The 14,077-nt window shown below is 68.5% G+C and carries 11 protein-coding genes; 4 read left to right on the top strand and 7 right to left on the bottom strand.

Annotated elements, in window-relative coordinates; all coding sequences use genetic code 11:
• Nucleotides 1–50: 50 nt before the first annotated feature.
• Nucleotides 51–749 (top strand): NUDIX hydrolase, encoded by a 699-nt coding sequence (locus GNX95_RS39225; RefSeq protein WP_163513822.1) that lies wholly within the window; start codon nt 51–53, stop codon nt 747–749.
• Nucleotides 750–926: 177 nt separating this feature from the next.
• Nucleotides 927–4,205: a lectin gene (locus GNX95_RS39220; RefSeq protein WP_163512927.1), complete on the top strand. Its 3,279-nt coding sequence runs from the start codon at nt 927–929 to the stop codon at nt 4,203–4,205.
• Nucleotides 4,206–4,784: 579 nt separating this feature from the next.
• Here the strand turns inward: GNX95_RS39220 and GNX95_RS39215 are convergent.
• Nucleotides 4,785–5,699 carry a serine hydrolase gene (locus tag GNX95_RS39215; RefSeq protein ID WP_163512926.1) on the bottom strand — a complete coding sequence of 305 codons (915 nt, stop codon included), beginning with the start codon at nt 5,697–5,699 and terminating at the stop codon, nt 4,785–4,787.
• A 63-nt stretch (nt 5,700–5,762) separates the two neighbouring features.
• On the opposite strand from GNX95_RS39215, the gene GNX95_RS39210 reads away from it, so the two are divergent.
• Nucleotides 5,763–6,347: a bacterial proteasome activator family protein gene (locus GNX95_RS39210; RefSeq protein ID WP_425483946.1), complete on the top strand. Its 585-nt coding sequence runs from the start codon at nt 5,763–5,765 to the stop codon at nt 6,345–6,347.
• Nucleotides 6,348–6,400: 53 nt separating this feature from the next.
• Here GNX95_RS39210 and GNX95_RS39205 read toward each other — a convergent pair whose 3' ends face one another.
• Complete coding sequence (locus GNX95_RS39205; protein ID WP_163512921.1) at nt 6,401–7,189, bottom strand: HAD family hydrolase; 789 nt, start codon at nt 7,187–7,189, stop codon at nt 6,401–6,403.
• A gap of 35 nt (nt 7,190–7,224) precedes the next feature.
• Here GNX95_RS39205 and GNX95_RS39200 point away from each other — a divergent pair, with 35 nt between their 5' ends.
• Entirely contained in the window at nt 7,225–8,088 is an 864-nt protein-coding gene (locus tag GNX95_RS39200; RefSeq protein WP_163512919.1) for an LLM class flavin-dependent oxidoreductase, read from the top strand.
• Here GNX95_RS39200 and GNX95_RS39195 read toward each other — a convergent pair whose 3' ends face one another.
• The 5 genes from GNX95_RS39195 to serS all read right to left on the bottom strand — a co-directional run bounded on the left by GNX95_RS39195 (nt 8,089) and on the right by serS (nt 13,873).
• The gene (locus tag GNX95_RS39195) at nt 8,089–9,579 is read right to left on the bottom strand and encodes a potassium/proton antiporter (RefSeq protein ID WP_163512917.1); all 1,491 of its coding nucleotides are present in this window, start codon (nt 9,577–9,579) and stop codon (nt 8,089–8,091) included.
• Nucleotides 9,580–9,997: 418 nt separating this feature from the next.
• Nucleotides 9,998–10,801 (bottom strand): LLM class flavin-dependent oxidoreductase, encoded by an 804-nt coding sequence (locus tag GNX95_RS39190; protein ID WP_163512915.1) that lies wholly within the window; start codon nt 10,799–10,801, stop codon nt 9,998–10,000.
• A gap of 66 nt (nt 10,802–10,867) precedes the next feature.
• On the bottom strand, nt 10,868–11,695 hold the full coding sequence (locus tag GNX95_RS39185) for an LLM class flavin-dependent oxidoreductase (protein WP_163512914.1): 828 nt from the start codon (nt 11,693–11,695) through the stop codon (nt 10,868–10,870).
• Nucleotides 11,696–11,768: 73 nt separating this feature from the next.
• On the bottom strand, nt 11,769–12,611 hold the full coding sequence (locus GNX95_RS39180) for an HAD family hydrolase (protein ID WP_163512912.1): 843 nt from the start codon (nt 12,609–12,611) through the stop codon (nt 11,769–11,771).
• On the bottom strand, nt 12,608–13,873 hold the full coding sequence (serS, locus tag GNX95_RS39175; RefSeq protein WP_163512910.1) for a serine--tRNA ligase: 1,266 nt from the start codon (nt 13,871–13,873) through the stop codon (nt 12,608–12,610). The genes GNX95_RS39180 and serS overlap by 4 nt, the downstream gene beginning before the upstream one ends.
• Nucleotides 13,874–14,077: the final 204 nt, after the last annotated feature.

Here is a 14,077-nt window from a genome sequence, read left to right as displayed (position 1 = left end):
TCACTCTTCAGCGGGTTTTCGCCTATCGATCGAAAACTGTCAGGGATAGTATCACCGCTGTGGAGCACGAGGTACTGGCTGCGGTGCTCCAGGTGCGTACCCAGGTCCTGCAGGTGCTGCTCTGGCAGCGGGCCCGCCAGCCCGATGCCGGCCGGTGGTCGCTGCCCGGCGGCCGGCTCGGCGCCGAGGAGGACGTGGAGCGGAGTATCCGCAGGCAGCTGGCCGAAAAGGTGGACGTACGACAGCTCAGCCACGTGGAGCAATTGTCGGTTTTCAGCGCGCCGGACCGGCGTCCGGACACGCGTACGGTGGCCACCGCGTTCCTCGGTCTGGTGCCCAGCCACGTCGACCCCGCTGTGCCGGACGACACATGCTGGCATCCGGTCGACCGGCTGCCGGAGACCGCGTTCGACCACCGCGCGATCATCGAGCGAGCCCGCGGTCGGCTGCGCAACAAGCTGTCCTACACCAACATCGGCTTCGCGATCGCGCCGCCGGAGTTCACGATCTCCGAACTGCGCGACCACTATTCGGCCGCGCTCGGCTATCAGGTCTCGGCGACCAACCTCCAGCGCGTACTGTCACGGCGCGGTGTGCTGGAGCCGACCGGCGGCACCGCGCCGCCAGGGCGCGCCGGCGGGCGGCCGGCCGCGTTGTTCCGGTTCGCCGCCGACCGGCTCGCCGTGACAGACCAGTTCGCCGTGTTGCGGCCACCGTCGCCGCCGTACGCGCACACCGGTTCGCCTTGAGAAAATCGCTGGTGATGTCGGCTTTAACTGTTTCACCGGCCGGTGTAGGCCAGTTGCGTTTGCCGGCCTTGATTGGTATTGCCGAGCTTCCCTAGGCTCTCGTCGGTTACGGCGGGATTTTTCGGCAGGTACGGCCACTTCTGACAACGTTGTCATATCTGACCCCAGGGACGGCAGATGTCAAGAAGACGAAAGCTCGCAAGTCTGTCCGCGGCCGCGGTGCTGGTCGCCGCGGCACTCACTCCGACAGCGGCCGAAGCGGCCGCCCCCAAGCCGGTCACCGACCCGGCTTCGCTGGTCAACACGCTGATCGGCACCTCGGGCGCGGTCAACACGTTTCCCGGTGCGGACATGCCGGTCGGCATGATCCAGTGGAGCCCGGACACCTCGCCGCATCGCACGCAGGGTGGCGGTTACGAGTACAACGACAGCCAGCTGCGCGGTTTCAGCCTGACGCACATTTCCGGTCCCGGCTGTAACGCCTTCGGCGATCTGCCGATCCTGCCGACGATCGGTGACATCGGCGCCAACCCCGGTGCCGCGACGGCCAGTTTCTCGCATCTCAACGAGGTCGCGCAGGCCGGCTATTACGCGGTGAGTCTCGGCTCCGGCGTGCGCACCGAGCTCACCACGACGACCCGCGCCGGCATCGGAAAGTTCGCGTTTCCGCGTACGTCGGCGGCGAACCTGCTGCTGAAGGTGCGCGACAGCGCGACGCCGGTGGACGGCGCGACGATCGAGGCGGTCAGCGACCACGAGGTGGTCGGATCGGTCACCACCGGCCGGTTCTGCGGCCAGAGCCCGCAGCTGGAAAACGACTACACGCTGCATTTCGACATCGTTTTCGACCATCCGTTCAAGAAGTCCGGCACCTGGACGAGCGGCACGACAGCGGCGTCCAAAGCCTCGGCGCCGGTCGCCACCGGTGCGGCCGCCAAGCCTTTCCACGCCGGTGCTCCGGCACCGCGTACGTCCATCCCGTCGCGTACGGCGCCGCTGGTGCACAATGCCGCCGCCGCGCCGAAAGCCGCATCCGGACCGGCCGGTCTTTATCTGACCTGGGACGCCACGCAGACCCCGACGATCAGCGCGCGCGTCGGCATTTCGTTCACCAGCGCCAAAAACGCCAGCGCCAACCTGGCCGCGGAAATCCCCCGGTTCAACTTCGACGCGGTCCGTAAGGCCAACCACGACGCGTGGAACAAATACCTGAGCCGCATCCAGATCAGCGGCGGCACGCTGCCACAGCAGGAGCAGTTCTACACCGCCCTCTACCACGCTTTGTTGCATCCCAACGTGTTCAGCGACGTCAACGGCGAATACATGGGGTTTGACAACAAGGTCCACACGGCGGCGCCGGGACACGCGCAATATGCCAACTATTCCGGCTGGGACACGTATCGTTCGCAGACGCAGCTCGCCGCGGTGGTGGCGCCGAAGGAGACCAGCGACTGGGTCCGGTCGGCGTTGAACACCTACAACGAGTCCAAGCAGCTGCCGAAATGGGCCATGGCCAACGGTGAGTCGTACGTGATGGTCGGCGACCCGGCCGACGGCATCATCGCCGGCGCGTACGCCTTCGGTGCTCGCGACTTCGACACCAAGAGCGCCCTGAACGCGATGGTCACGCAGGCGACGAAGGCCAGCCAGATCCGGCCGGCGCAGTCCACATTGGACGAGAAGGGTTTCATCCCGTACGACGGACAGTATGGCTGCTGCAACTTCTACGGCCCGGTGTCGACGCAGCAGGAATACGCGGCCGCCGACTATGCGATCGCGTCCTTCGCCAAGTCGCTCGGCGACAACGCGACGTACACGAAACTGGCGACACGCTCGCAGAACTGGCAGAACGTCTTCAACGTCGGCTCCGGCTATCTGCAGGCACGGTCGGCTGACGGCCAGCTGCTGCCCGGCTTCTCGCCCGGCACTGGCAGTGGTTTCGTGGAAGGCACCTCCGCGCAGTACACACCGATGATCCAGCACAACCTCAAGGGGCTCATCGAGGCGCACGGCGGCAACGAAAGCTGGGTCACGTATCTGGACAGTCTGCTGTCGGACCTGCCGAACCCGAGTGCCACCACGGCGGACCTCAGCAACGAGCCGAGCGTCGAGATTCCGTGGGAATACGCGTATGCCGGCGCGCCGTGGCGGACCCAGAAGGTCGTACGGGACGCACAGCAACAGCTGTATTTCGACGCCCCGGTCGGGTCTTTCGGCAACGACGACCTCGGCGCGATGAGCTCCTGGTATGTCTGGTCGGAGCTCGGTTTCTATCCGGAGACGCCGGGGACGCCGGTGCTCGTACTCGGCAGCCCGGTCTTCCAGAAGGCCGTCATCACGCTCGGAAACGGCAAGAAGGTCACCATCAACGCGCCGAACGCGGCGGTGGACGCGCCGTACGTGAACGGCGTGAAAATCAACGGCAAGCCGACGTCGAAACCGTGGCTGGACTTCGCGTCCATCGCTGGCGGCGGCACGCTCGACTTCGATCTTTCCACCATGCCCAACAAAACCTGGGGGACCAACCCGGCCGACGCGCCGCCCTCGGACGCCACCGGCCAGCGCGGGCTGTTCACCGCGGCCTCCCCGGCGAGCAACCTGATCGTCCAGCCGGGCGCGCAAGGCACCGCGACGCTCCAGGCCACCAACATCACCGACAAGGCGCAAACCGTCACCTGGAAGGCAAACGCGCCGGACGGCGTCACGGTGTCGCCGATCAGCGGCACGCTGACCGCCGGCCCGCACGCGACCGCGAAGCAGGCCGTCACGGTCACCGCCGGCACGGTCGAAGGTCGCTATCCGGTCAGTTTTTCCATGACCGCCAGCGACAACCTGCCCGTGCTGCCGGCCAGCGTGCCGGTCGCGGTCGCCAAACCCGGCGCACTTTGGCCGTACTACACGAATGTCGGCCGTACGACCGACGGCCAGAAGGTCGGCACCAGCTATGACTCCAGCGGCTTCGCGTACTCGGCCAACGCGTTGGCGGCGGCCGGCGCCGGCCCGGGCGCGACGGTGACCGCCGGCGGCGTCACCTTCACCATGCCGGACCAGCCGATCGGCCAGCCGGACAACATCGAGTCGGCCGGGCAGTCGATCGCGGTCAACGCGCCGGCCGGTGCCACCAAGATCGGCCTGATCGGCTCGTCGACCAACGCCGGCCAGTCTGGCGCGGTCGGCACGATGACGGTGAAGTTCACCGACGGCACGACGCAGCAGATCGACGTCGGCTTCAGCGACTGGACGCTCGGCGCCAGCAGCTTCCCGCCGCTGCCGAGCAACCTGACCGTCGCGTCGACACCGTACCGGAACAACACCGACGGCGGCCGGCAGAACATCACCACCTACCTGTTCGCCACCGCGTACAACCTGACGACCGGCAAGACGGTCGCCAGCGTCACGCTGCCCCAGGCGAGCGGCGGCAACCTGCACGTCTTCACCATCGGCTTCGGCCAGTAGTCCCCCACACACTTGACGCCAGGCCCGCCGCGCGGGCCCGGCGTCAAGTGCTTTCTCATCAATCTGTGGACAAAAAGTCACCCTGTGGACAACGCCTCCAGGCCCATTTTTCGCCCCAAAATTGAGGCCCCCACCCTTCATCGGGTGGGGGGTGGGTACGTGGGTTTTTTGCATGGCACGCGCAAAAATCGGCGGCGCCGACCGGCTCGGAAGGTGTCGTGGCGTCCCGGTAGATGGCGAAAGGGTCCACTCAATGGGATCCACGGCAGCATGTAACGCTAAATGTCTGTCTTGTGAGGTTTACTAGTGGCGTGAATGTCGAGTTACTGGCGCTAAACGCAAGAAACACGGCTTTCACGCCTGCGTGACCGCCAGCCCCTGTGGTGGGTGTGACTGCCGAGGCAAGTAATGCCGTTTGTGACTGCTCGCCAGGCCCGGGCTCGATGTCAGGGCGTGCACCCTAGCCGCCGCTGGATGTTCACAGAGACTCCTGACGAGCGCCTGGATCGGCCAGGCGAACCCCCAGCGCAACCCGAGCGGCACGCAAACGAGCCACGTCGACGAGGCGCGTACGCGCGGCTAGCGCTTGCCGCTGAGCAGCAGCTTGGCGACCTGCGTGACCGCGGCGACGCCCTGGTCGTACGTCCCGGACGGCCGCAGCCGATACATGATCGCCACCTGCCACCGCTCGTCGCGGCCGGCGAACCCGACCGTGTTGATCACCCAGTGCAGCGTGCCGTCGTCGTGTTCCTGCGACCAGCCGTTCTTGTTCCCCGGATCGGCCGACTGGTCGGCGCCGGCCCACACGCCCCACTGCTGGTTCGCACCGACCGACCGCAGCTTGCCGACCAGATAGCTTCGGATGTCCGGGGAGGTCCGGCCCAGCACGTACGACATCAGGTGGTCGAGGTCGGACGGCGAGCACTTCATGTAACCCCAATAGCGGTCGAAGCCGTCCACGAACGTGACGCCGCTCATGCCATAGCGCGACCGCCAGGTGGGCACCTGCCTGGGGCCGCCGGCGCGCTTCCACAGCACGTCGGCGGCGTGGTCGTCGGACACGCGCAGCATCGACGACATCAGCGACTTGTCGCTCGACGAGAGGGTGATCTCGCCGGCGGCCTGCTCCTCCAGCAGGTACGTGGCGATGGCCAGCTTCACCGTGGACGCCGTCCACACCTTGTAGGTGCCATTCCTGCTGCGGAAGACGGCACCGGTCTGGCGGTCGCGGACGACGAAGCCGATGACGCCTGGCCGGCCGTCGATGTACTTCTCCGCGGCGGCGAACCGAGCGTGGTCGTCGCAGGAGAAACCGTCCGGCGCGTCGCAGGGCGGCGTCGACGGTACGGACGCCGACGCGCTCGGACTCGGGCTCGGCGCGGCCGGCCTCGGTGAGGCGCTCGTGGCGGAGGCCTGGACGCTGGCGTGACCGCAGGCGGCGCAGGTCAGCACCATGATGATCGCGGCGACCAGCAGCGTACGTCGGTTTGACACGTCTCCGAACGGTACGCTGCCCCGTATTCGCGGCTGCTGTCGTGGTGCGTGAGGATGGACATCATGAGCTCAGACCAAAACGAACCCCAAGAGGAACAGGAAGGCCCGCACCAGGTGGTGGTCATCGGCCCCAACGGCCAGCCGGTGGCGATGGCGAGCACCGGTGACGGAGACGGCGACGCCGAGGACGCGTCGCAGATGATCGAGCAGCCGGCCAAGGTCATGCGGATCGGCACCATGATCAAGCAGCTGCTGGAGGAGGTCCGCGCGGCGCCGCTGGACGACGCGAGCCGTACGCGGCTGAAGGAGATCCACGCGCGGTCGATCTCCGAGCTGGAGGACGGCCTGTCGCCCGAGCTCAAGGACGAGCTGGAGCGGCTGTCGCTGCCGTTCACCGAAGGTACGCCGAGCGACGCCGAGCTGCGGATCGCACAGGCGCAGCTGGTCGGCTGGCTGGAGGGCCTGTTCCACGGCATCCAGGCGGCGCTGGTCGCGCAGCAGATGGCCGCGCGCATGCAGCTCGAGCAGATGCGCGGCCGGCCGGCGCTTCCCGGCGGCCTGCCGCCTGGCATGCTCGGCGGGCCCGGCGCCGGCCGCGGCGACGACAACGGCGGACCGCCGTCGCCTGGCACGGGCCAGTATCTCTGACGCTGGCGCAGGGCCGCCCGCGTGCCGACGCACCCAGGGTGGCCCTGCGGCTCTCAGTCGAGAAGGCGTTCCAACACGACGGCCACTCCGTCGTTGTCGTTGCTTTCGGTGACCTCGTCGGCGGCCGCCTTCGCCTCCGGATGCGCGTCCGCGACCACGACCGACCGGCCGGCCCACCGCAGCATCGAGATGTCGTTAGGCATGTCGCCGAAGGCCAACACCTGGTCGGCGCGTACGCCGTGCCGGTCGGCCAGCCAGTCCAGCGCCGCGGCCTTGTTGACACCGTCCGCCGAGACCTCGACCAGGCCCGACGCGAGGCTCGAGTGCGTCGGCGTCGCCAACCCCCGCAGCAGGCCGGTGCACCGGGCCAGCAGTTCGTCGCCGTCCGCACCAGGCACGCGTACCAGCAGCTTCAGCGCCGGTTGGCTGACCAGCTCGTCCCAGGCCACGTCACGCGGCTGCGCCAGGTCCTGCCGTACCCGATAGCCGCTCTCCTTCACCATCCCGGCGTCGCGTTCGACGGCGAAATGTACGTCGCCGAGCGCGTCGCGCAGCCGCCGCGTGGCGATCTCCAGCGCCGGTGGCGTGATCGGCCAGGCGATCAGCACCGAGCCGTCCACGTCCAGGATTTTCGCACCGTTGCTGCAGATCACCTCGGCATAGCGGCCGATCCGGTCGAGCACGACGCCGAGCCAGCGCACCGGCCGGCCGGTGACCACGACGAACGGCACGCCGGCGGTGCGTACCGCGGCGAGCGCGGCCACCGTACGGTCGGAGACCGACAGGTCGCTGCGCAGCAGCGTGCCGTCAAGATCACAGGCGATCATCCCGGGCAGGCTCATGCTCTTATCCTCACCCGCGCGTAGCGTGAGGCGTCGTGCGGATCGGAGTGTTGTGCCTGCCAACCGACGAATGGCCCGTCTGGGTCGAGCGAGCTCGACGGCTGGACGAGCTCGGCTTTCATCACCTGTGGACGTTTGACCACCTGTCGTGGCGGCATTACGCCGGCCGGCCGTGGCATTCGGCGATCCCGCTGCTCACCGCGACCGCCGCGGCGACCTCGCGGATCCGGGTCGGCACGCTGGTCGCGTCGCCCAACTTTCGGCATCCGGTGCCGTTCGGGCACGAGCTGATGACCGCAGACCGCATCTCCGCCGGCCGGCTGATCCTCGGCATCGGTGGCGGCGGCACCGGCTGGGACGCGACCGCGCTCGGTCAGCGGCCGTGGCCGCCGCCGGAGCGTACCGCTCGGTTCACCGAGTTCGTGTCCACATTGGACACTCTGTTGACCCAGCCGGAGACCTCGCTGCGCGGCACGTACTACAGCGCGGAAAACGTCCGGATCGTGCCTGGTTGCGTGCAACAACCGCGAATCCCGTTCGCGATCGCCGCGGTCGGGCCGAAAGCGTTGCGGTTGACGGCGAAACACGGCGACGCGTGGATCACCACGGGCCGCGGCAAGACCGGCGACTGGCGGACCGATCTCGCCGACCAGTGGCAGATTGTCGAAGCGGAGTGCGAGAAACTCGGCCGCGATCCGGCGGGCATCGACAAGATCCTGGTGACCAGTGGGATTCCGGGACGGGTCACCGCCGACATCGACGAGTTTGACGATTTCGTCGTGGAGCTTGAAGCGTACGGCTTCACCGACGTGGTGTTTCCGTATCCGCGCTCGGATGACGACAACTACGACGATCCGCCGGAGATCGTCGAGCAGATCGCCGAACACTTTCTGCGTTAGTCAGCGGCCGGTCTCGCCAAACCAGCGTGCCAGGTGGCCGGCGCGGCCGACCGCGCGGAGCCGGCGTTCGGTCTCGTCGCGTACGCCGTCCGCGGTGACCACCAGCAGCGTGTCGCCGACGGCGAGCCTGGTGTGCTTCGACGGCACCACCGACTCGTCGCCGCGGGTCACCAGGGACACCACGGCGCCTTCCGGCAGCCGCAGGTCGAGCACGTACATGCCGTGCAGCCGCGAGTGCTCCGGCACGGTCACGCTGAGCAGGTCGGCGCTCATCATGTCCAGCGGCGCGACCTCGACGTCGACGTCGCGTGCCTCGGACTGGTCGACGACCCGCAGCCGCCGCGCGACCCACGGCAGGGTCGGCCCCTGGATCAGCGTGAACACGAACACCAGCACGAAAACCACGTCGAAGACGAGCTCGCCGTTGACGCTGTGTGCGGCCAGCGGGATGGTCGCCATCACGATCGGTACGGCGCCGCGCAACCCGGCCCAGGACAGGAATGCCTGGTCGCGTAGCGGTATTCGGAAGGGGGACGCGGCGACGAGCACGGACAAGGGGCGGGCCAGCAGCAGGAGGCCGGTGCCGATGATCAGCGCCGGGATGACCGCGGCCGGCAGCCTGGTGGGGCTGGCGAGCAGGCCGAGCAGCACGAACATACCGATCTGGGCCAGCCAGGCGAGCGCCTCGACGAAGCCGATGCTCGCGTGCCGGTGCGGCAGGTGCGAGTTGCCGAGCCACAGGCCGGTCAGGTAGACGGCCAGGAAGCCGCTGGCGTGCAGCAGCGTGGCGCCGGTGTAGGAGAGCATCGCGAAGCCGACCATCGCGAGTGGGTAGAGGCCGGCGACCGGCAGCGAGACGCGGCTGAGCACCTGTTGGCCGAGCCAGCCGGCGACCAGGCCGACGGTGACGCCGACGGCCAGCTCGTACGCGATCGTGCCGAGCGCGCCGAGGACGCCGCTCTGAGCCCAGGCGTTGGACACCACGAGCGTGACCAGCAGGACGACCGGCGCGTCGTTGAACCCCGACTCGGCCTCCAGGATGGCGGCGATCCGGCCGCGCAGTGGCAGCCGGCGCAGCACTGAGAAGACCGCCGCCGCGTCCGTACCGCTGACCGCCGCGCCGAGCAGCACCGCGGTCCGCCAGTCGGTGTCGAGCACCAGCAGCGCGATGCCGGCGGTCACCGCGACACTCACCGCGACTCCGATGGTCGCGAGCACCGCCGAGACGCCGAGGGCCGGCCGTACGACGTCCCACCGCGCCGTCAGGCCACCTTCGGCGAGGATGATGGCCAACGCGATCAGTCCGAGGCTCTGGGTCAGCTCCGCGTCGGAGAACTTGATCCCGAGGCCGGCCTCACCGATCACCAACCCGATGCCGAGATAGATCAGCAGGCTCGGCAACCCGGTGCGGACCGCCGCGCGGACGGCCACCACGGCGAGCAGCAGGATGACGCTGCCGATCAGCAGCGCGAGAGTGAGCGTCTCCCCCATCACGGCGGCGGCCGGTGGCCCTGGTCAGCGGTCATCGGCACACCCCTCTCGGCGAATTCCTTTGTAAAGCTAATTTTACCTTGTCCGAAATGGCCGCCCGGCGCCGGCCGGCCACCTTCGCAGCCTACTGACCGTCCATTGAGGACAGTCGGACATTTCACGCCCCCAATCGCGACACGCCGAGAGGTCGCCAAAACTGTCGTACCTACCAGCAAAAATTGCCCCCACCCAGAACGGGTGGGGGGCGGGTTGAGAGGCAGCGCCAGCACCCTTTTGAAATTGGTGCCAGGTCTTCCTCAAACCCGCCCCCCACCCGTCACTGGGTGGGGGCCATTCTTACGAGTACGTACGACAGTTTCGCGGCGTAGCGGGTAATTCGGGCCGGAGAATAGCGGCTTTGGTGATGTATGCCATACGGTCAGCGGCCGGCGAGGCGTTCCACGATGGGTGCGAAGGTCTCGGTGAAGGCGCCGTTGACGGTCACGTACGAGGTCCCGAGTGCGTCGCGGCGGCGTTGCAGCTCGTCGACCATCTCCTGTTCCGAGCCGCGCAGCACCAGCAGTGAGTCGCGCTTGATCAGCTCCTCCGGCGCCGCGCCGGTGAGCTGGCTGACGAACGGCGGCGCCTCGTCGCCGACGACGAACAGGTTGAGCGACAGCTCGACCTCGCGCGAGCCGGCCGCGTCGCGGACCTCGGCGGCCGCGGCGGCCATCTCGTCGCGGGTCACGAACGGGCCGCCGGCCAGCGCGACGATGTCGGCCTTCGCTCCAGCGGCCGCGCGCATCTTCGGACCACCGGCGGCGACCAGTACGCGGATGTCGCCGTCGAGTTTGCGCACGTGGTCGATGGTCTCGGTGACCTGCCGGATCCGGCCGGCGGCGTTCTCGTACGGCAGGCCGAGCTCAGCGGCGGCCTCCTTCATCGCCGGCAGGCCGGTGCCGAGCCCGAGCTCGAAACGGCCGCCGCTCACGGTCGCCACGCTGTGCGCCTCCCAGGCCGCCGCCCGTGGCGTACGCAACGGGCTGGCCAGCACGAACGAGCCGACGCGCAACTTCGTGGTGACGGCGGCCGCGGCCGCCAGCGACGCGGTCGGCGTGACCAGCCGCAGGTTGTCCGGACTCAGCAGCGTGCTGTAGCCGAGCTCCTCCACCCGCCGCGCCGTGTCCAGCCACTGCTTGGCACCCTGCGGCACCGCCACCACACCGAAGCGGAAAGCCGTCATCATGTCCTCCATTGATTGACCGATGAAACGATTCTAGGTTGGAATCGTTTCATCGGCCAGCGCGCCTCAGCGGCGGCGCAGCAGCTCGATCACCGGAGCGAAGTTGACGTACGCGCCGACGTGCACGGTGAAGTACGAGATGCCGGTCGCCTCTCGCCGCCGCTCCAGCTCATCAGCCATCTCCGCCGGCTCGCCGGCCAGGTACGAGACGGAGTTGTGCTCGGCCAGCATCGCCGCGTCGACTCCCAGGAACGCCGACATCTCCGGCATCAGCTCGGAATTCACCGAATAGACGTTGGTGGCGACGTCGATCTGGTCGGCACGGTCGCCGGCCGCGTCCCGGATGCCGGCGACCACTTCGGCCAGCTCCTTCTCCGGCATCAGCGGACTGACCGCCAAGTGGATCGCGTCGGCCTCGGCGGCCGCGAGCGCGCGCGACTTCGGCGCGCCGCTGATCGCCATCATCACCGGCGTACGGCGGTCGCCGTCCAGCTCACGGAGGTCGCGGATGGCCTGCGCGACCTGCTCCAGCCGCTCGGCGGCCGAACCGTACGGCATGCCGAGGACCGCCGACTCGTCCTTCATCGACGGCCGGCCGATGCCGATGCCGAAGTCGAAGCGGCCGTCGGTGAGCACGCTCATCGTGTGCGCGTCCCAGGCCGCCGACCTCGGCGTACGCAGCGGCGCCGCGAGTACGAACGAGCCGACCCGCAAGGTCGGAGCCGCGGTCGCCGCGACCGCGAGGCTCGGCACCGTCGACAGCCAGTGCACGCCTTCGGGCATCAGCAGGGTGGAATATCCCAGATCCTCGATCTGGCGCGCGGTCGCCTGCCAACTGGCCCCGTCACCCTGCGGCCGGGTGACAGCGGCAAACCGGAACGGCCTGGTCGTCATGTCGTCCTCCGAAAGATTGGTTCACTATGTGAACCATCCTACGGTGCAACGATCTCGAGGCCGACCGATTTCGCTAGGAAAACCACCGCTCCAGCTCGACCGCCACGCCGTCGTCGTCGACGGTCGCGGTGACCGCGTCGGCCAGCTCCTTGACCTTGTCCGGCGCCTGTCCCATGGCTACCGCACGGCCGGCCCACCGCAGCATCGGCATGTCGTTGGAGCCGTCGCCGATCGCCAACACGTCCGATACGTCGACGCCGAGATCGTCGGCCAGCATCGCGGCGCCACTGGCCTTGTTGACGTGCGGACCGGACACGTCGATCCAGCCGGTGTAGCCGGTCTCCCAGCTGTTCTTCGCCGGGTCGAGCACAGAGGCGGCCAGCTCCTCCGCCCACCGCGCGGCCTGACCGTGCCACTCCGCGCCGCGCTCCTCGCGGTCGGCCGGACGGCCGACCAGCCGGGTGGTCGGCTCGGCGAGCAGATCGTCCAGCTCGGCCGTACCGAAGAACTTGGACGGAAAGTCGACGTGGAAGTCCGGCGTGTGCAGGAAGCCGGACAGGCCTCGCTCGACCGCGAAGGCGAGGTTGGCGTCGGCGGCCAGCAACGCGCGCGCGGCCGGCCCCGGGTCGAAGGTGACCTCGTGCCGCACCTCGGCGGCGTCCGCGTCGTACACCACCGCGCCGTTGCTGCACACCAGCTGGATGCCGTGCAGTCCGAGGTCGGCGGCGGTCGGCAGCGCGCTCCACACCGCGCGACCGGTCGCGATCGTCACCGGTACGCCGGCCGCCAGCGTGGCCGCGACCGCGTCGCGTACCCGCTGGCTCGGCAGGGCGCGCTCCTGGTAGTACGGCACGACCGTGCCGTCCAGGTCGAGCACGACCAGCTTCGGCTGCCAGCCGGGGTCGGGATGGGTCATACGCCGACCGGCTTGAGGACCTCGCGGCCACCGAGATAGGACTGGAGCGCCTTCGGTACGCGCACCGAGCCGTCCAGCTGTTGGTGGTTTTCCAGGATCGCGACGATCCACCGCGTGGTCGCGAGCGTGCCATTCAGCGTCGCCGCGGTCTGCGGTTTGCCGTGCTCGTCGCGATAGCGGACGTTGAGCCGACGAGCCTGGAAGGTGGTGCAGTTGGACGTCGAGGTGAGCTCCAGCCAGCGCTGCTGGGACGGCAACCATGCCTCGCAGTCGTACTTGCGGGCCGCCGACGAGCCGAGGTCGCCGGCCGCGGTGTCGATGATCCGGTAGGGCAGCTCGACCTTGCCGAGCATCTCCTGCTCCCAGGCCAGCAGCCGCTCGTGCTCGGCGGCCGCGTCGTCCGGCGTGGTGTAGGAAAACATCTCCAGCTTGTCGAACTGGTGCACGCGGATGATGCCGCGGGTGTCCTTGCCGTACGAGCCGGCCTCGCGGCGATAGCACGACGACCAGCCGGCATAGCGCCGCGGCCCGTCGGACAGGTCGAGGATCTCGTCGCTGTGATAGCCGGCGAGCGCGACCTCGGACGTGCCGACCAGGTAGAGGTCGTCGGCCTCCAGCCGGTAGACCTCCGGCGCGTGCGAGCCGAGGAACCCGGTGCCACCCATGATCTCCGGCCGTACCAGCGACGGGGTCACCATCAGCGTGAAACCGTTGTCGACGGCCTGGTCGGCGGCCATGGTCAGCAACGCCAGCTGCAGCTGGGCGCCGATGCCGGTGAGGAAGTAGAACCGAGCGCCGGACACCTTGGCGCCGCGCTCCATGTCGACCGCGCGCAGGCCCTCGGCCAGCTCCAGGTGGTCGCGCGTCTTTTCCAGCTCCGGCTTGTCGCCGACCTCGCGGAGCACCGTGTAGTCGTCCTCGCCGCCTTCCGGCACGCCTGGCTCGACGATGTTGGGGATGGCCAGCTGCGCCTGCTGCAGAGTGGACTCCGCCTCCGCGACGGCGCTCTCCGCCGTCTTGACCTCGGCGGCGAGCGCCTTCGTACGCGTCAGCAGGCTGGCCTTCTCGTCGCCGGCCGCTTTGGCGACCTGCTTGCCCAGCGCCTTCTGCTCGGCCCGCAGCTGCTCGAACCGCAGCACCGCGGACCGCCGGGACGAGTCGGCCTCACGCAGCGTGTCCACCAGCTCGGCAGACTCGCCACGGGCCCGCTGGCTCGCTCGTACGGTGTCCGGGTCATCGCGGATGAGGCGCAGATCGATCACGGCCTCCAGCGTACCGACCTGCCGTGACGCCTCCGAACGCTTATCCCTTGGGCAACCCAACCACCACCACGACCTCAACGAAACTGTCGTACCCCTCACGAAAGATTGCCCCCACCCAGTGGTCGGGTGGGGGGTGGGTTGAGAGGCTTCGTTACATACATCGAAGTTGATCTTGGTCGCACACACTTGGAGCGCTAAATGCGG

This window comes from Fodinicola acaciae (assembly GCF_010993745.1).
In the GTDB taxonomy this organism is placed as follows: Bacteria; Actinomycetota; Actinomycetes; order Mycobacteriales; family HKI-0501; genus Fodinicola; species Fodinicola acaciae.
Note: the sequence above shows the minus strand (reverse complement) of the source record. Positions and strands in the feature narration are given on the sequence as shown.